This window comes from Devosia insulae DS-56, from assembly GCF_000970465.2.
Taxonomy (GTDB): domain Bacteria; phylum Pseudomonadota; class Alphaproteobacteria; order Rhizobiales; family Devosiaceae; genus Devosia_A; species Devosia_A insulae.
Genome location: NZ_LAJE02000009.1, coordinates 18,093 through 33,928, shown reverse-complemented (window position 1 = coordinate 33,928; position 15,836 = coordinate 18,093). Strand labels below are relative to the sequence as shown.

Below are 15,836 nucleotides of genomic sequence, written 5' to 3'. Positions count from 1 at the left end.
CTCGACACTGGTGCGCTCGTCGGAAGCATCAGATGGAACGAAGAGACTGGGCGGCCTCAGCACCGCTGCCAGCCGGTCGATATTCTCGTCATTGGAGCGGCTGACCAGCTCCCGAGCCGCGCGCTGCGCCTCGGCGCTCTCGAACGTCATACCGAGCGAGAACAGCGTCTTGCCGCCCGGCGCCGGCCTGAAGCTCAGGGTGAAATGCTTGCCCGAGTTGTGGTCGTACTCGACGCGCGCGTCGGGTTCGATCACGGTAAAGCGCGCTTCGTTCTCATGCTCGCGTCCATCAGGATTGTGCAGCGTATGCCGCCAGATGCCGCCGACGCGAAAGTCGAAGGCATGGATGGTGTCGCGAAACCCCTTGGGTCCCCACCAGCTCGACAGTACCCGGGGATCGGCAAAGGCGGCGAACACCGCCGCCGGCGAGGCGTTCAGCACCCGGCTGGTGACAATGTCGAACCGGTGGTCATGTGCCGATGCAAGATCGTCCATCGCGGGCCTCACTTAAGTCACAGCTTTAGTAAGTGTGGGCGCTGCCAGGGTCAATGGCTAAGCCAGGACTTCGGCGAATGTCCACCACCCGAGGCCGAGGCTCGCCAGCACCGCGACGTGCACGACGGCGATCAGCATGGTGACCACGATGAAGCTCTGCTTGCTGGTCTTGTGGCGGAGCAGCTGCTGCGCGACGAGCCCGCCGGCGATGCCACCGATCGCGTCGATGAGGTGAAGGCTTTTCTCTGTGACTCGCCAGCGGTCTGTTTCCGCGGCCCGCTTGTCGAACCAGTAGACCGCGATGCTGACCGCCCCCAGCACCAGGTATGCGATGGGCAGCCAGACGGGCACCCGACCAAGCAAGTAATCGGCGAGGGCGAGCGCCACGATGCTGCCGGCTCCCACCCCACGCCCGCCGATGCTCGGTGCGGTGGGTGTTGGCGCGCCGCGGCGCCTCGCTTCCACGTTGAGCGGGTTGGCGCCGGCGATTTTGACGTCCTTGGCAGCCAGCCGCCCGTCGCTCCCGCGCCCGAGCGTGAACGACACCCGATCGCCGACGCGCGGCCGCGTGGCGATCCGTCCGATATCGCTGATATGTACGAAGCGCCGCTCGCCATCGTCGGCGGCGATGAAGCCGAAGCCGCGCTCGTCGTTCCACTGGACCAGTTCGCCACTCTGCCGAGCCATCGCTATGCGCCGAGTTCCGCTTCGTTCCAACCGAGCGCCGCCATGTCGTCGACCCGGTCGCGGAAATCGCTGGCGGTGAGAAACTCGTCGAGCTGCGGCGGTTTCACCGAGCTGCCGGCCAGCATGGCATGCACCTGCCCGCGATGGTGGGTCTGGTGCATGAACAGATGCAGCAGCAGGTCATCGGTGCGCTCGACCTGGATGCGGCCGGTGCGGTGCACCCGGGTTTCGGCGGCGAGCCGGGCGTCGGTGAGATCGGTGCAGAAGGCGAGAAGGCGTTCATCGACGGCGAACTGCGCTGCCGCCAGCGGCCCGATGGCGTCGAACGGCTCCTCCGGATCCCAGGCTTTGGGCCCTAGCGTGCCGCCTTCCAGCGCATCGACATAGAACCAGTCGATGGTGAGGATGTGGTTGAGCGTCTCTTTGAACGTCGGAAAGAAGCTCGTGCGCACCGCCTCGAACTCGCCCGGCTGCAGCTTGAGGCAGGCGGTAAGCAGCCGGTGGTTGGCGAGCCGGTTGTTCTGCGCCAGCTTGCGCATGATGCGGGTGGCGGTACTCATGGCTTGTCTCCGGGTTCGACGGGTTTGCTCGGAGCCGCCATGCCGTCGGCGACCATGCTGCCGAACAGCTGCGCCAACCGGTTGCTGACCGGCGTGTTGGCGGTGGCGAGGACGCGCGACACTTCCCCCACGAGGTTGCCGCTCAGGGTGTTGAGCAGCTCGGTACCTTCGGCGGTGAGGGTCAGTACCTTGGCGCGCCGATCGTCCGGGTCCTCGGCGCGCGCGACGAAGCCGCGCTCCACCAGAGTGCTGGCGACCCGGCTCGCCGCCGGCAGCGACAGCGCCAGGGCGGTGGCAAGGCTGTTGATCCTCAGCGCCTTGTCGCGATCGAGCAGGTAGAGCGAGGCAACTTCTGCCAGCGACATGTTCTCGTGCCTGAGGTCACGGGCGGTGCTCGACAGCAGTTGCGCCGACATCAGCCGCAGGAACTGCGCCATCGGGCTCTGCGGGTCGGCAGCGGCAATTACTTGCATATTTGGAATCATTGTAAATCCACAACTATTATGAACGCGCAATAAATACTGCGCTCAAAGCCGGTTCAGTGGAAGCCCGTCATAAGGCCGCCGTCCAGTCATCCACCGGGAATGCTGGACCGGCGACCGGATGACCGGCGCCGTCCCCTCCCGGCACCAGGAGACTGAAATGAACGTGACCAGATCGGCAAGCCTCGCCCTCGCGGCGATCCTGCTCAGCACCAGCCTCGCTTCGGCGGGTGGTATTCACATCCCGGGCCTCGGCGACTCGGGTTCGGGCGGCGACTCGCACCCCGGCGACATCTTCCACCAGGAGAGGCCGGATCATGACTCGCCGGATTTCGGCAGCATCTTCAATCCGCAGCCCGAACTTGAGGTCACCATCAATGACGACCTCTTCGAGGTGCTCAATCCGCCGGTCGATGTCGTCGATCTGGGCATCGACATGGGCAACGGCGCGCCCGGCAAAGGTGGCAAGGCAAAGGGCGCCCAGCTCAGCGCCAACGTGAAGCTGGGCGCGGCGCTCAGTTGCGTCGTCTCGGGCACGCCGAGCGAGTTCCCGGACGACCTGCGTATCGCCAATGCCGGCGTGGTGGCGCTGCCGGTCGGTACCCAGTTCAAGTGGAAGGCGGCGGGCATCAGCGGCGTCGCCAGCCTCGGCAAGGCGCTACAGCCGGGCAAGGCGCTCAAGCTCAGCAACGTGCTGCCGGGCGGTGTCGAGGCCGGCACCGTCTGCTCGGCCAAGGCCATCGGGCTTTGACCGACGGCGAGGTCCCGGTCGTCGCCGGGACCTCAGCCTGTGAACTTCACCTGAACATGCTGCTCAATCCGGGTTCAAGCCGCGGCAGCGATACGGCGCCCAACGAAGCGGCAACCCCTGCCGCTCCAAGGGAAATCCCAATGCATAAGATGAACTGCCTCGCCCTCGTGGCGATCACCACGCTGTTGCTCGGCACCGGCGTTGCTTCGGCCTACGATCCGATCGGCGGCCTCAGCGACGCGGTCACCGGAACGACGGAAGATCACATCAACGACGCCGTCCTTCCCACTGCGGAAGATCATATCAACCGGGCGGTCCTCACCAACCCCGAGGCCGGCATCAATGACGCCGTACTCAGCGGCGCAAAGCTGCGGTTGGCGGTGCGGAACGGCAGTCTCGCCCTCGATTGTCAGGTCGGTGGCGCCGATCTGCTGGTCGCCAATGTCGGCACCATCGATATCCCGGCGGGCACCAAGCTGCGTTGGAGCGTCAAGCGTTATGGCGCCCAGGGCTATGTGCAACTGAAGCGTGGCCTTCAGGCCGGTGCGGATGTGCGCGTTGCCGACCTGCTCGACGGGGCTGCCAAGGCTGGCACGCCCTGCTCGATCAAGCCGACCGGGCTCTGATCCTACTATCTAGCGGCGACCGACGGCAAACTTCTGCCGGTACTGCCGCGGCGTCATCCGCTTGGCCGCCTTGAACTGGCGGTTGAAATTGGCGAGCGACTCATAGCCCACGTCGGACGCGACGTGGGCTATCGGCCTTTCGGTGCCGGAGAGCAGCGCACAGGCTTCGCCGAGTCTGAGGCGGGTGATGTAGACTGACACGGGACTGCGCATATGGCGGACGAACATCCGGTGGAGCCCGGAGGGCGAGAGCGCGGCAATGTCCGCGAGCGCATCGATCGACAGCGGCTCCATGTAGTGGGTGTGGATGACATCGAGCACCCGGTCGATGCGGGTGCGGTCGGCGGAGTGATGCGGCACCGCGGCGGAACTGGCGAGCGGCGTGGCGGCGCCGTCCTCGGCGAGACGGCGCAGGATGTCGATCAATAGGCTGAGCCGGTCAGCCGGCGGGCGGGCGAACAGCGCGTCGATCAGCGGGCGGACGGCATCGGAGGCCGCGTTCGAGAATTTGAGCCCACGCTGCGCCCGCGCCAGCAGGTCGGCGACGGGGCGGAGTTCAGCCAGCAGCTTTGTCAGGCCCTCGGCCCAATCGGGGTGGAACCACATCACCCGTGCCACGTGCGGGGCGGCGGGATCGCGCTTGTCGCGGCTGGCCCAGGTGTGCGGCAGGTTGGGGCCGATCAGCACCAGGTCGCCGTCGTCATAGTCGCCGATGTGATCGCCGATGAAACGCTGTCCGACCGAGTTGAGGGTGAGGGTCAGCTCGAACTCGGGGTGGTGGTGCCACTGGAATGGAATGGCGTCATCGAGCTGGCGGTCGAGCCACGCCCAGGAAGCGCCTTCCGGCGGCATAACCTTCTCGAGAAGCGGCTTCATCGTGCCGAGCGCCCCCTGTCAACGCCAGAATAGTATCAGAACTGGCCGGAGCACGGCAACATGCCGGGGCGTAGCGGCCATAGCTTCTCTGCATCGAAACCGATCCCCGAGGGGGGAACATCAGATGGAGGACGATGATGTCGATGGCTCAGGGGATGGCGCTGCAAGGCATGGCGGCTGGGATCAAGCGGGACTCGCATCCCACCACGCAGAAAGTCACCACGCAGCTCAAGGACATCAACAAGACCCTGCCGCTCAGGGTGCTGAGCGAAGCGGATTTCAAGCACTGGCAGGAGCGCGGCTACGTGATTGTTCGCAATGCCGTCGACGCGGCGCATGTCGAGCGGCTCAAGGCCTTGCTCTGGGAATTTGAGGAGAAGGACCCCAACGATCCCGCAACCTGGTACACGCCGCAGCGGCGCGATCACCTCATGAAGGAGCTCAACGGCACCGGCATGGTGGAGATCTACAACCACCAGTACCTGTGGGACAATCGCCAGCAGCAGCGGGTCTACGATGCCTTCGTCGATATCTGGGACATCGAGGAACTGTGGGTGTCGATCGACCGCGCCAACCTCAACCCGCCCAAGCTCGTGCCCGGCCCGAACCAGAACGGCTTCATCCACTGGGACAGCGACACCTCGCTTGATCCCCTGCCGATCGGCGTGCAGGGCGTCTTGAGCCTCGTCAAGCAGGACGGCGATATCGGCGGCTTCCAGTGCATTCCCGAGCTGTTCTACGATTTTGACACCTGGGTGAAGACCCAGCCCGCTGACCGCGATCCGATGCACCCCGATACCACCGGCCTCAAGATCACCAATATCGAAATGGAGCCGGGCGACCTGATGATCTTCAATACCCTCCTGGCGCATGGCGTCAGGCCCAACCACTCGATCAACTCAGGCAACCGGGTGCGCATGGCGCAGTACATCTCGATGTTCCCGGCCAACGAGGACGACGTACTCGAGCGGGCCGAGCGGGTGCGGCTGTGGCGCGAACTCGACCACCCCCAGCGCGACGCCTTCCCCGGCGATCCGCGCGACTGGGAAAAAAACCACGCCGAAACTGCAAAGCTCACCGAACTGGGTGAAAAGCTGCTCGGGCTGCGCAGCTGGGGCTGAGCGCGCTGGAACAACCAAGGTGACGAGGCGGCAGGCGACTGCCGCCTCGCGCGTTTTCAGCGGCAGCTGGCCATGTTGACCAGGGCGTTGACCAGCAGCCGCGTCGCGGCGGTTTCGCCCCAGCTCTTAGCGTTGGGTGCGCCATTGGCCAGCACGTCGCGTACCAGTCCGGCATTGATCAGCACGCCGGCTGATTCTCCGACGCCAGCGTGGTAAGCCTGTAGCAGGCCGGCAGAAGCGGACGAGCGTAACGGTTTGCCTTCAGCGTCGAACTCGGGGATGTTCCTCCTCGAGGAGACACCATGAAACTGCTGCACACCACGCTCGGGCCGAAGCGGGCCGACGAGCTCGGCATGATCCTGCCGCACGAGCACGTGTTCGTCGATCTGCGCACCCCCGATCAGCCCGGCTATGCCGAGGCCGATCCACAGGACGTGGTGCGGGTGATGAGCCCCCAGATCGAGGCGATCAAGGCGCGCGGCATCACCGCGCTGGTCGAGTGCTCGACCGGCGGCGTCGGCCTCCGCGTCGATATCGATCTCGCCGTCAGCCAGGCCACCGGCCTGCCGATTGTCGTTCCCACCGGCAACTATCGCGAACCCTGGATCCCCGATTGGGTGCGCGACGCCAGCGAGGCCGACCTCGAGGCGCAGATGTTTCGCGATCTCGCCGAGGGTGTGGGCGAGACCGGGGTCAAAGCTGCCTGGATCAAGATTTCCGCCGGCGATGACGGCATCACGCCGCTCGAGGCCAAGATCCTCCGGGCTGCAGCGCGGGCGGCGCAACGCACCGGGGCGGTGATCGGCAGCCACACCATCAAGGGCCGGGTGGTGATGGACCAGCTCGATATCATCGAGGCCGAGGGTTATCGCGCTGACCGCTTCATCTCGATCCATACCCAGGAAGAGAAGGATTTCGGCCTCAACATCGCTGTGGCGCAGCGCGGCGCCTGGATCGAATACGACCATGTCGGCCGCGCCCCCGATGCGGCGGTGAGCGAACTGATCGTCCGGGCGCTCGATGCCGACCTCGGCTCGCAACTGCTGCTCAGCCATGATCGCGGCTGGTACGATCCGGCCATCCCCGGCGGCGGCACCCCGACCCCGTACACGCACCTGAGCGACGTAATGCTGCCGCTGCTGCGCACCAGGGGGATCGATGAGGCGGTGATCCGGCAACTCACCGTCAGCAATCCGTTCGAGGCATTTGCGCGCTGACAACGGTAGCGCATCGGGATCGACAACCCAGAATAGCGAATGGCAGCATGGCGTTGCCGGGGCTTGTCCGGCAATCGAAGTGGCGCTAGAATTTCGTTAGGATCATAACTATCGAGGTTCCGCGATGAGCGCCGGGCCAAAGTCCTATTTCACCTCCATCCTCAAAGACGCAGGCATCGAACTCGGCGGCAGCCGGCCCTTCGATGTCACCGTGCATGACGACCGATTGTGGGGCCGCGTCATCAGCCACGGTACGCTCGGTTTCGGCGAAGCCTATATGGATGGCTGGTTCGATACCGACGCGCTCGACCAGTTCATCTACAAGCTGCTCGAGTACGACATCTACGCGCATCTGAAGCCCGATATCGGGCTGGCGCTGAGCTTCGTACGCGGCAAGCTGCTGAACCTGCAGCGCGCCCGTGTCACCGAGGTGGGCGAGCGGCACTACGACATCGGCAACGACCTCTATGCCATGATGCTCGACAAACGGATGATCTATTCCTGCGGCTACTGGGCCGAGGCGACGACGCTCGACGCGGCGCAGGAAGCCAAGCTCGACCTGATCTGCAGGAAGATCGGGCTCCAGCCTGGGATGCGGATCCTCGATATCGGCTCGGGCTGGGGTGGGTTCCTGAAGTTCGCCGCCGAGCGCTACGGCATCGAGGGCGTCGGCATCACCATCTCGAAGGAACAGGCGGCCTATGCCGAAGCGAGCAAGGGCAACCTGCCGATCGAGACGCGGCTGATGGACTACATGGCGCTCGAGGGGCAGTTCGACCGGGTGGTCTCGATCGGCATGTTCGAGCATGTCGGCTACAAGAACTACGAGACCTACCTGAGGAAGGTCCGCTCGCTGCTCACGCCCGGCGGGCTGTTCCTGCTCCACACCATCGGCAACAATTTCAGCTCCACCCACGGCGACCCGTGGTCCGAAAAGTACATCTTTCCCAACGGTATGCTGCCCTCGATCAAGCAGATCGCCGCGGCCAGCGAGCGGGTCTTCGTCATGGAGGACTGGCACAATTTCGGCGCTGACTACGACAGGACCCTGATGGCCTGGTGGGCTAATTTCGACGCCGCCTGGCCAAGCCTGCGTGACAAGTACGGCGACCGCTTCTGGCGCATGTGGCGCTTCTACCTGCACGTCTTCGCCGCCATGTTCCGCGCCCGCAACATCCACCTGTGGCAGCTGGTGCTGAGCCCCGACGGGGTGCGCGGCGGCTATCGCCGCGTGTCCTGAGAACGCGACGGCTAAATCGCTCGGTCGCCAGGCTCGATCCGGCCCACCCACCGTTCCGGCGGGAATAACTCGGTCCACCCGGTGTTGTTCCTCGTAGCCACCGTTGCGGCGGCTAGGGGGAGCATGGCCAAAGGGAGACCCAGATGCCATTGAAGTTGCTCACGAAGACTCTGACAGTGTTGACGCTGGTTGCCGGAATGCTGGCAGCCGCACCGGTGCTCGCCGTGGATGGCGGCGGCGGTGGCGGGGGCGGCAGCAGCGGAGGCGGTGGAGGCTACGATTCGAGCTCCGATTCCGGCTCGCGCAGCGAAGTGCGCGGGCCATCGCTCAACGACGCGCGAGCCTTGATCCGGGCCCAGAAATGGAAATCGGCCGCGACCATGCTGAAGCAGATCGTCCGTGCCGACCCGCGTAGCGCCGAGGCCAACAACCTGCTCGGCTACTCGCTGCGCAAGAGCGGCGATTACAAGAATGCCCAGGGCTTCTATCTCAAGGCGCTGAAGCTCGACCCGCGGCACAAGGGTGCCAATGAGTATCTGGGCGAGCTCTATGTCGAGATCGGCCAGCTGGCCAAGGCCAACAAGCAGCTGGCGACCCTCGAAATGCTCTGCGGCAACACGAGCTGCAAGGAATACCAAGCGCTGGCCAAGTTCATCGCCACCAAGAGCTGAGGCATCTCAACGGTTGCCGGCGTCGGGACCGATGCCGGCAACCACACATCAATCGCTGCGGCTACGATACGAATGAGCATCGCCTGATCGAAGGACTGATCCTGGGTCGCGATTGCGGCCGAGCTTCGCCTGATCCGCCACGCAGCGTAGACGCATACCCAGCCGCTAAAACACCCTCTCGCTTTCAGACATCTTGCTCGATATAGATGTTTTAAACGTTTGCAATCGTCGAAAATCGGCGAGTGGGAGGAATTCGTGACCGAGCGAGGCCTGATGCTGACTGCCGTCCGGCAGTTGGCGTTCGAGGAGTTGTCCGTCAATCCGCTGGGCCCCGGCGAGGTTCGCATCCGGACCCTCGTCTCCGGCATCAGCGCCGGCACCGAGCTCAGCCAGTATCGCGGCACCTCGCCGTTCATGAACCGGCAGTGGGACCTCGCCAACCGTGTCTTCCGCGACGGGGAACCGAGCTGGAGCTTCCCGGTCCGCAACCTCGGCTATGAGGAAGCCGGCGAGATCGTCGAAACCGGAGCCGCGGTGACGCGGGTGAGGGTCGGCGACCGGGTGTTCGGCACCTGGGGCCACCGCACCGTGCAGGTGATGGCCGAGGCCGACGCCGCCGACCGGCTGATCCCCGGCGGGGCCGATCCACGCATCGGCATTTTCAGCCATATCGGCGCCGTGGCGCTCAACGGCGTGCACGATGCGCGCATCCGCATGGGTGATCTCGTCGTGGTCTTCGGCCTTGGGGTGCCGGGCCAGATCGTGCTGCAGGCGGCGCGCGCCTCGGGTGCCACGGTGATCGGCGTCGATCCGGTCGCCAGCCGCCGCGCCATGGCGGAACAGCTCGGCGCTGACCGCACGCTCGACCCGACGGCGCAATCGATCGCCGATATCATCAAGGGCGAAACCGGCGGTCGCGGCGCCGATATCTGCATCGAAGTGTCCGGCGCCGCCCCGGCGCTTGCCGAGGCGATGCGGACGGTGGCCTATGCGAGCCGCGTCGTCGCGATGGGGTTCTTCCAGGGCGAGGCGCGTGGCCTGCAGCTTGGGGATGAATTCCACCACAACCGCATCGAACTGATCTCGAGCCAGATCTCGGGCGTCGCGCCCGACGCCAGCCACCGCTGGAGCAAGCTGCGGCTGTGGCAGACGGCGGTGCGGCTGCAGCATGAGCAAAGGCTCAACCTGCTGCCGCTGATCACCGACACCGTGCCGTTCGCCGATGCGCCGGCGCTGTTCGAGCGGCTCGACCGGGGCGATCCGGCGATCCTCCAGTCGGTATTGGATTTCGGAGCGGCGTCATGAGGGTCGGTATCCTCGGGACTGGCGGCATCGCCGCGAGGCACGCCGCCGCCGTCGCGGAGGTCGAAGGGGTCGAACTGGTCGCCGCGACCAGCCGCAGCTTCGAGACGGCGCAGGCCTTCAGCACCCGGCACGGCGGCACCGCTTATGCGCAGCTCGACCGGATGCTGGGCGAGGCCGAACTCGACCTGGTGATCGTGGCGCTGCCGCCGGGAGCCCATGCCGGTGAGGTCGAGGCGATCGCCACAGCCGGGGTCAACGTGCTGGTGGAAAAGCCGATCTCCCTCGATCTGGGCCGGGCGCGGGCGATGGTCGCGGCGACCGATAAGGTCACCGCCGCCTGCGGGTTCATGTACCGGTTCGGCGGGGCGGTGGAACGCTGGACGGCTCTGGACGCAGCCGGGGCGACCGGACGGACCGGACATTTCTCAGGCAGCTTTCACTGCAACGCGCTGCACGCGCCATGGTGGCGGGATCGCGAGATGTCGGGTGGGCAGATGGTCGAGCAACTGATCCACATCGTCGACCTGCAGCGCAGCACGATGGGAATGCCCAGCTCGGTCGTCGCCCGGTCTTCGAACTTTCGGCACACGCACACCCCCGGCTACAGCAGCGAGGATATGAGCGCGATGATCTTCGGCTATGACGACGGCCGCATCGCCGTGCTGCATGCCTCGAACATCGCGGTGCCGGGCCGCTGGATGAAGGGTTGGCAGATCGTCGCCGAGCGCGCGACCGGCATTTTTGCCGACTGGAACAATGCCGAGATTGTCCGCACCGAGGGCGAGGTGGCGAGCGAGACGGTGGCGATGACCAGCAACCCGTTCGCGGCGCAAATCGCCGACCTGCGCGACGCCATCGCCGAGCGGCGGCCGCCGCGGGTGCCGCTCGGCGACGGGCTGGCGACGCTGCAGCTGGTGCTGGCGGCACGACGCGCTGCCGACGAGAAGCGCGAGGTGTCGCTGTGATCGTGCTGCACGAGTTCACGCCGCTGCTCGATGGCGTGGTGCCGGCCCATACGGTGGAAGCCGACGGCGCCTGGCGGCTCAGCGATGGCAGCCGCATGCGGCTCGTCCGGAACGCCGACCGGTTGCGCGTCGTGCTCGACGAGTTTGCCGGCGAGCGGCGCATCGCCTCGATCGGCCTCCGCCTCACCGCCGGCAATGTGCGGCAATACCTGCGCAACGGCTACATGAGCTGGGACGGCAGCTTCTTCGTCGAGCCTGGAGCGGCGCGCGAGGTCGCGAAGGCGGATCCGAAGCTCACCAACGGCTATGCGATGACGGCGCTGCTGCCGCATGGTGGCGTAGGGACGACGGTGATCGGCTTCCTGCGCCACGACCGCTATCAGTCGCGCTTCCGTTTCGATATCGCCGGGCCGCTCAGCATCGATATCGAGACGCTGATCGACCGCGTGCCGCATCGGGGCGAGATCGCCACCGAAGAGCTGGTGGTCTTCGCCGACGATGATATCGAAACCGCCCTGCGCCGCTGGGCCCGGCTGGTGGCAGAGGCCGCGCCGCTGGCCCCGCGGCTCCCCGAGCGCCGGCTCAGCGGCTGGTGCTCGTGGTACAATCTCTACGCCTCCATCGGCGAGCCGGCGCTCCACGAGCATCTCGATGCCGCGGCGCGGTTCCGCGACGAAAAGCAGTCGCCGTTCGACATCTTTCTCGTCGACGATGGCTTCACCCCGGAAATGGGCGATTGGCTCGAGTTGAAGCCGCAATTTCCGAACGGCATCAAGCCGGTGCTCGATGCGGCCCGCGATAAGGGGTTTACGCCGGGCCTGTGGATCGCGCCCTTCATGGTGGGCAACCGCTCCAAGCTCTATGCGGCACATCCCGACTGGGTGGTGAAAAGCCGGACCACCGGCAAGCCGCTGGCGCCGATGACCTTCTATGGCGAGTTCCGCTGGCACAAGCGCAGCGAAGAATACTACGTGCTCGACCTCACTCACCCGGAGGCGGAGGCCTATATCCGGGAGGTGTTCCGCACCTGGGCGCAGGACTGGGGCTGCGGCTACTTCAAGACCGACTTCATGCATCTCGGCTCGCTCTACGGACCGGACGAAGCCGTCTGGCATCAGCAGGGGCTGAGCCGCATCGCCATCTGGATGAAGCTGGCGCGCCTGATCCGCGAGGAAATCGGCGAAGCCCAGTGGCTGCTCTGCGGTTCGCCGCTATGGGCGCCGGTCGGCCTCGTCGATGCCATGCGCATCGGCCGCGATATCGGCGTGAGCTGGAAGGGGCACTATTCAGCGGAGTCGCTGCTGCGCGACCAGACGGCGCGCAACTATGCCAGCGGCATCCTGTGGCAGGCCGATCCCGACTGCATCCTGCTGCGCGACCGCTTCCACGATCTCAGTGACGACCAGGTGCATTCGCTGGCGCTGTTCGCCGGGCTTGCGGGCGGCGTGCTGATGACGTCGGACCAGCTCGACCAGGTGCCCGAGCCACGCCGCCAGCTGCTGGCCGAGCTGGCCGCCGACGGCGTTCCCTACGCCTGCGAGTTCCCGCTGCTGGGCCAGACCGCGCTGCGCTATCGCCTCGGGACCACACCGACCGGCGCGCCGATGGCGGTGAGCGAAGGCGATCCGCTGTTGGTACAGCGCGTGCGCCGACCAGACGGCAGAGTGCTGGTCAATGTCTTCAACACCGGTGACGATGCCACCGAGCGACTGATCGGCTGGGAGCTGGCCGGCGGAGAGGGTGGCGTCACCGAAGACGGTGCAGCGGTGGCAACCGAGAGTGGCGGCATTCTGGTACGCCTCCGCCCGCACCAGTCCCGCCTGTTCCAGATCGCGCCATGAACGTCGGCGTGCTGCTCGGCTTTCTCGCCTATGGCGCCATGGCCTGGGGCGATGCGGCGATCAAGACCGTCGGCGCCGAGCGCCTGTCGGTGTTCGAGATCGGCTTCTTCGTCTCGGTCTTCGCCGGCATCGCCATGCTGTTCATGCGGCCCAGGGGCGAACGCTGGCGCGACCTGCTCAAGGTGCGTCACCCCCGGCTGGTGGCGCTGCGCTCGCTGAGCGGCATCGGCGCCGGCATTTTCGGGGTGATTGCCTTCACCTCGATCCCCTTCGCCGAGGCCTATGCGCTGATCTTCATGTCGCCCTTCATCGTCACGCTGTTCTCGATCACCCTGTTGGGCGAGCGGGTGAGCTGGCGCGGCTGGCTCGCCATGGCGCTCGGCTTTGGCGGTGTCTTGCTGGTGATCCGGCCAGGGCTGCGCGCCGTGGAGTTCGGCCATCTCGCGGCGCTGGCGACCGCCATCTGCATCGCGGTGACGGTGACGGTGCTGCGCCGCATCGCCGGCACCGAACGGCGCACCAGCCTCCTGGTCATTCCCCAGCTCGCCGGCATCGCCTTCACCGGCGCGGTGATGGCGACGCATTATGTGCCCCCGACCATGCCGGAAGTCGGCCTGATGCTGATCTCCGGCGGTTTTGCCGCGCTCGGCCAGTTCGCGCTGCTGCTGGCCGCCCGCCTGGCGCCGGCCAACGTGCTCGGGCAGGCCCAGTACAGCCAGCTGTTCTGGGCCATCGCCGCCGGGGCGCTGTTCTTCGCCGAATATCCCGACCTGCTCGCCATCGCCGGCGTCGCGGTGATCGTGGTCGCCGGGCTGCTGACGCTGACGACACGGCGCGCAGCCTAGGGCGGTGGGACGCGAGCACTGAAGCCCGAGGTTGCTCATCAACCCGACGGCACCCCCAAACTCGGTGTCATCCCCGCGAAGGCGGGGACCCAGTGCGGTCTCTCAGCCTCCACCCGCGCTGCGGCATCCCACTAGGTTCCCGCCTTCGCGGGAATGACGCCGGTGGGTGGGCATGACAACTACGCCTTACCTGCCCCACGATCCCGCACCGGCAGCACGCCGGGTGCGGGGGGCAGCAGGTTGCGGGGGTCGCCGAACGGGAACACCGGCTCGAAGCGGAACACTTCGGCATAGCCCGGGTTGGCGTTGCACTGGGCCGAGCGATAGCGCCCACCCAGCTCCGCCATGTCGACGAACCGCTCGGGGTCCTGCGAGCGGTGGGCGCGGATGGCGGCGCGCTTCAACTCCATATAGGGCGTGATGTCGATGTAATGGGTGGGCACGAAGCCGACGCCCATGATGGTTTCCATCCACAACACCGGCGCCACCATGTTGGTGGCGATGCGCACCGCATCGCTGAGGGCACGATGGTCGCCGTGATAATCGTTCGGCGCGTGGGTGATGACCAACTGCGGGCGCTCGGCGCGGATGAAATCGGCGATGCGGTCGATCACCGGCGCGTCGGCGCGTAATCCGCCATCCGGGAAACCAAGCATGACCGGCACGAGGCCGAAGACGCCTGCCGCCGCCGCAGCTTCCTGCTGCCGGATTCTGACCAGCTCGGCCGGCGCGATGGTGCCGCCCTTGGCCCCATCGGTGGCGATGGCGACCACCACTTCGTCGCCCTGCGCCTGGAAGGCGGCAACCGTACCGCCCATCAGGATCTCGATGTCATCGGGATGCGCGCCGATGGCGACGAGTTTCATGCCGCCTCCAGGAACTCGATGACCATGGCCGCGGTCCAGGTGAAGCGGCCGCCGCCACACGGCTCGCCCGTGGTCGGGTCATAATATTCGGCAAAGCCCGACTGGGTAATCAGCTCGAGGCTGGACGTAACGATGCGATCGGCCATCGCCGTCTCGCCGGCGCTGCGCAGCCCATCCTGGATCATGTAGTTCATCACCAGCCAGGCCGGCGCGCGCCAGTAGCGCTTGGGCTCGAAGCGAGGGTCGGCCGGATCGTGCGAGGGCACCATGTACTTGACCTCATTGGCCCACCTTTCGATGGTCCGGGCAATCGCCTCGGCCCGCGCCTTGGGCACCGCGGCGAACACCGGCAGGATGCCGCCGATCGAGGCCGAGTCGATCAGTTGGCCGGTGACCCGGTCACGGCAGAGATACTGCTGATGCTTGTCGCTCCACAGCGTTTCGAGCGCTGCGAGGCTGTTCTCGGCGCGGGCGCGGTTGCGGGCGGCGAGCTCGGGCTCGCCCAGCTCGTCGGCGAGGGCGGCGAGATCCATGGCCGAGCGGATCAGGATGGCGTTGAAGCCGGGATCCACCACCTTGAACGGAGAGGCGTCGTGCAGCCTGGCATTGTCCCAGCCGAGCGAGCGGAACAGCTGCACCAGGTAGAGGTAGCGATCGTACTGCGCCTTGGTCGGGCGATGCGCCGGGTCGGCATGCTGGGTGTCGCGCCGGACATAGGGCTCGACCCCATCGGTGGGCACGCGCTCGAACGCCTCATCCCAGTCGATCGAGTTGTCGCGGCCCGACTCCCAGGGATGGAGGATGGCGACCAGCCCCTCGTGGCCGGGGTCGCGCATTTCGTAGAACCAGCGATGCCACGCGTCGATCCTGGGCAGCAGCGCGCGGGCGCGCCTCGCCGCCTCGGCCTTGTCGGTGGCCCGATCGTAGAGGCGCTTGATGGCAAAGCCGGCGACCGGCGGCTGGGTGATGCCCGAGGTGGGGGTGGGGCGCCTGGTGTCCCAGACGTTCGGGCCGGGGAAATAGCCATCCGAATACACATGGAAGACGATGTGCGGCACCATGCCGTCGGGCCATTGGTTGGCGAATAGCGTCTCGATTTCGGTCCAGGCGCGGGCCTCGTCATAGTGGAACTGCCCGAGCGCCGTGAGGCACGAGTCCCAGTTCCACTGGAAGGGGTAGAGCCCCTTGGTGGGCACGGTGTAGCTCCCCTGGTCGTTCTCCTTCAGCACCTCGAGCGCGTGCTCGTAGATCTTCTCGGTTTGCTGGTTCATTGGGGGATACTCCTCAG

At 66.2% G+C, this 15,836-nt stretch carries 18 protein-coding genes; 10 read left to right on the top strand and 8 right to left on the bottom strand.

Annotation, left to right across the window (positions count from 1 at the left end):
- The 4 genes from VW23_RS00495 to VW23_RS00480 all read right to left on the bottom strand — a co-directional run.
- A partial coding sequence (locus VW23_RS00495; protein ID WP_069907643.1) for an SRPBCC domain-containing protein occupies positions 1-495 on the bottom strand: 495 nt, incomplete at its 3' end.
- Between the two features lie 57 nt (positions 496-552).
- Positions 553-1,182, bottom strand: a complete 630-nt coding sequence (locus tag VW23_RS00490) for a DUF1294 domain-containing protein (RefSeq protein ID WP_069907642.1) — start codon at positions 1,180-1,182, stop codon at positions 553-555.
- Positions 1,183-1,184: 2 nt separating this feature from the next.
- Entirely contained in the window at positions 1,185-1,742 is a 558-nt protein-coding gene (locus VW23_RS00485; protein ID WP_069907641.1) for a DinB family protein, read from the bottom strand.
- On the bottom strand, positions 1,739-2,215 hold the full coding sequence (locus VW23_RS00480; RefSeq protein ID WP_176730288.1) for a MarR family winged helix-turn-helix transcriptional regulator: 477 nt from the start codon (positions 2,213-2,215) through the stop codon (positions 1,739-1,741). Before VW23_RS00480 ends, VW23_RS00485 begins: the two co-directional genes overlap by 4 nt.
- 169 nt (positions 2,216-2,384) lie before the next feature.
- Here VW23_RS00480 and VW23_RS00475 point away from each other — a divergent pair, with 169 nt between their 5' ends.
- The gene (locus VW23_RS00475) at positions 2,385-2,975 is read left to right on the top strand and encodes a hypothetical protein (protein WP_069907639.1); all 591 of its coding nucleotides are present in this window, start codon (positions 2,385-2,387) and stop codon (positions 2,973-2,975) included.
- Positions 2,976-3,115: 140 nt separating this feature from the next.
- On the top strand, positions 3,116-3,601 hold the full coding sequence (locus VW23_RS00470; RefSeq protein WP_069907638.1) for a hypothetical protein: 486 nt from the start codon (positions 3,116-3,118) through the stop codon (positions 3,599-3,601).
- A gap of 9 nt (positions 3,602-3,610) precedes the next feature.
- Here VW23_RS00470 and VW23_RS00465 read toward each other — a convergent pair whose 3' ends face one another.
- Positions 3,611-4,477 (bottom strand): helix-turn-helix domain-containing protein, encoded by an 867-nt coding sequence (locus VW23_RS00465; protein ID WP_069907637.1) that lies wholly within the window; start codon positions 4,475-4,477, stop codon positions 3,611-3,613.
- 170 nt (positions 4,478-4,647) lie between these two features.
- On the opposite strand from VW23_RS00465, the gene VW23_RS00460 reads away from it, so the two are divergent.
- Positions 4,648-5,598 carry a phytanoyl-CoA dioxygenase family protein gene (locus VW23_RS00460; protein ID WP_069907646.1) on the top strand — a complete coding sequence of 317 codons (951 nt, stop codon included), beginning with the start codon at positions 4,648-4,650 and terminating at the stop codon, positions 5,596-5,598.
- A gap of 56 nt (positions 5,599-5,654) precedes the next feature.
- On the opposite strand, the gene VW23_RS29610 is transcribed toward VW23_RS00460, so the two are convergent.
- Complete coding sequence (locus tag VW23_RS29610) at positions 5,655-5,783, bottom strand: hypothetical protein (protein WP_280138953.1); 129 nt, start codon at positions 5,781-5,783, stop codon at positions 5,655-5,657.
- A gap of 117 nt (positions 5,784-5,900) precedes the next feature.
- Here VW23_RS29610 and VW23_RS00455 point away from each other — a divergent pair, with 117 nt between their 5' ends.
- From VW23_RS00455 to VW23_RS00425, 7 genes are all read left to right on the top strand, one after another.
- Positions 5,901-6,815 carry a phosphotriesterase family protein gene (locus tag VW23_RS00455; protein ID WP_069907636.1) on the top strand — a complete coding sequence of 305 codons (915 nt, stop codon included), beginning with the start codon at positions 5,901-5,903 and terminating at the stop codon, positions 6,813-6,815.
- Positions 6,816-6,939: 124 nt separating this feature from the next.
- Positions 6,940-8,055, top strand: coding sequence for a cyclopropane fatty acyl phospholipid synthase (cfa, locus tag VW23_RS00450; protein ID WP_069907635.1), 1,116 nt, complete (start codon positions 6,940-6,942; stop codon positions 8,053-8,055).
- Between the two features lie 143 nt (positions 8,056-8,198).
- Complete coding sequence (locus VW23_RS00445; protein ID WP_084645388.1) at positions 8,199-8,726, top strand: tetratricopeptide repeat protein; 528 nt, start codon at positions 8,199-8,201, stop codon at positions 8,724-8,726.
- A gap of 255 nt (positions 8,727-8,981) precedes the next feature.
- Positions 8,982-10,031, top strand: coding sequence for a zinc-dependent alcohol dehydrogenase (locus tag VW23_RS00440; RefSeq protein ID WP_201787991.1), 1,050 nt, complete (start codon positions 8,982-8,984; stop codon positions 10,029-10,031).
- On the top strand, positions 10,028-10,996 hold the full coding sequence (locus tag VW23_RS00435; RefSeq protein WP_069907634.1) for a Gfo/Idh/MocA family protein: 969 nt from the start codon (positions 10,028-10,030) through the stop codon (positions 10,994-10,996). The genes VW23_RS00440 and VW23_RS00435 overlap by 4 nt, the downstream gene beginning before the upstream one ends.
- Complete coding sequence (locus VW23_RS00430; RefSeq protein WP_069907633.1) at positions 10,993-12,837, top strand: glycoside hydrolase family 36 protein; 1,845 nt, start codon at positions 10,993-10,995, stop codon at positions 12,835-12,837. Before VW23_RS00435 ends, VW23_RS00430 begins: the two co-directional genes overlap by 4 nt.
- Positions 12,834-13,682: a DMT family transporter gene (locus tag VW23_RS00425; RefSeq protein WP_069907632.1), complete on the top strand. Its 849-nt coding sequence runs from the start codon at positions 12,834-12,836 to the stop codon at positions 13,680-13,682. The genes VW23_RS00430 and VW23_RS00425 overlap by 4 nt, the downstream gene beginning before the upstream one ends.
- 179 nt (positions 13,683-13,861) lie before the next feature.
- Here VW23_RS00425 and VW23_RS00420 read toward each other — a convergent pair whose 3' ends face one another.
- Positions 13,862-14,548: a PIG-L deacetylase family protein gene (locus tag VW23_RS00420; RefSeq protein ID WP_069907631.1), complete on the bottom strand. Its 687-nt coding sequence runs from the start codon at positions 14,546-14,548 to the stop codon at positions 13,862-13,864.
- Positions 14,545-15,819 (bottom strand): MGH1-like glycoside hydrolase domain-containing protein, encoded by a 1,275-nt coding sequence (locus tag VW23_RS00415; protein ID WP_069907630.1) that lies wholly within the window; start codon positions 15,817-15,819, stop codon positions 14,545-14,547. Before VW23_RS00415 ends, VW23_RS00420 begins: the two co-directional genes overlap by 4 nt.
- Positions 15,820-15,836: the final 17 nt, after the last annotated feature.

Excerpts from the sequence above, each read along its gene's own strand:
- VW23_RS00435 (WP_069907634.1), top strand. The coding sequence starts at position 10,028 with ATGAGGGTCGGTATCCTCGGGACTGGCGGCATCGCCGCGAGGCACGCC.
- VW23_RS00485 (WP_069907641.1), bottom strand. The coding sequence starts at position 1,742 with ATGAGTACCGCCACCCGCATCATGCGCAAGCTGGCGCAGAACAACCGG.
- VW23_RS00490 (WP_069907642.1), bottom strand. The coding sequence starts at position 1,182 with ATGGCTCGGCAGAGTGGCGAACTGGTCCAGTGGAACGACGAGCGCGGC.
- cfa (WP_069907635.1), top strand. The coding sequence starts at position 6,940 with ATGAGCGCCGGGCCAAAGTCCTATTTCACCTCCATCCTCAAAGACGCA.
- VW23_RS00445 (WP_084645388.1), top strand. The coding sequence starts at position 8,199 with ATGCCATTGAAGTTGCTCACGAAGACTCTGACAGTGTTGACGCTGGTT.
- VW23_RS00460 (WP_069907646.1), top strand. The coding sequence starts at position 4,648 with ATGGCGGCTGGGATCAAGCGGGACTCGCATCCCACCACGCAGAAAGTC.
- VW23_RS00470 (WP_069907638.1), top strand. The coding sequence starts at position 3,116 with ATGCATAAGATGAACTGCCTCGCCCTCGTGGCGATCACCACGCTGTTG.
- VW23_RS00475 (WP_069907639.1), top strand. The coding sequence starts at position 2,385 with ATGAACGTGACCAGATCGGCAAGCCTCGCCCTCGCGGCGATCCTGCTC.
- VW23_RS00480 (WP_176730288.1), bottom strand. The coding sequence starts at position 2,215 with ATGCAAGTAATTGCCGCTGCCGACCCGCAGAGCCCGATGGCGCAGTTC.
- VW23_RS00420 (WP_069907631.1), bottom strand. The coding sequence starts at position 14,548 with ATGAAACTCGTCGCCATCGGCGCGCATCCCGATGACATCGAGATCCTG.
- VW23_RS00415 (WP_069907630.1), bottom strand. The coding sequence starts at position 15,819 with ATGAACCAGCAAACCGAGAAGATCTACGAGCACGCGCTCGAGGTGCTG.
- VW23_RS00465 (WP_069907637.1), bottom strand. The coding sequence starts at position 4,477 with ATGAAGCCGCTTCTCGAGAAGGTTATGCCGCCGGAAGGCGCTTCCTGG.
- VW23_RS00425 (WP_069907632.1), top strand. The coding sequence starts at position 12,834 with ATGAACGTCGGCGTGCTGCTCGGCTTTCTCGCCTATGGCGCCATGGCC.
- VW23_RS00455 (WP_069907636.1), top strand. The coding sequence starts at position 5,901 with ATGAAACTGCTGCACACCACGCTCGGGCCGAAGCGGGCCGACGAGCTC.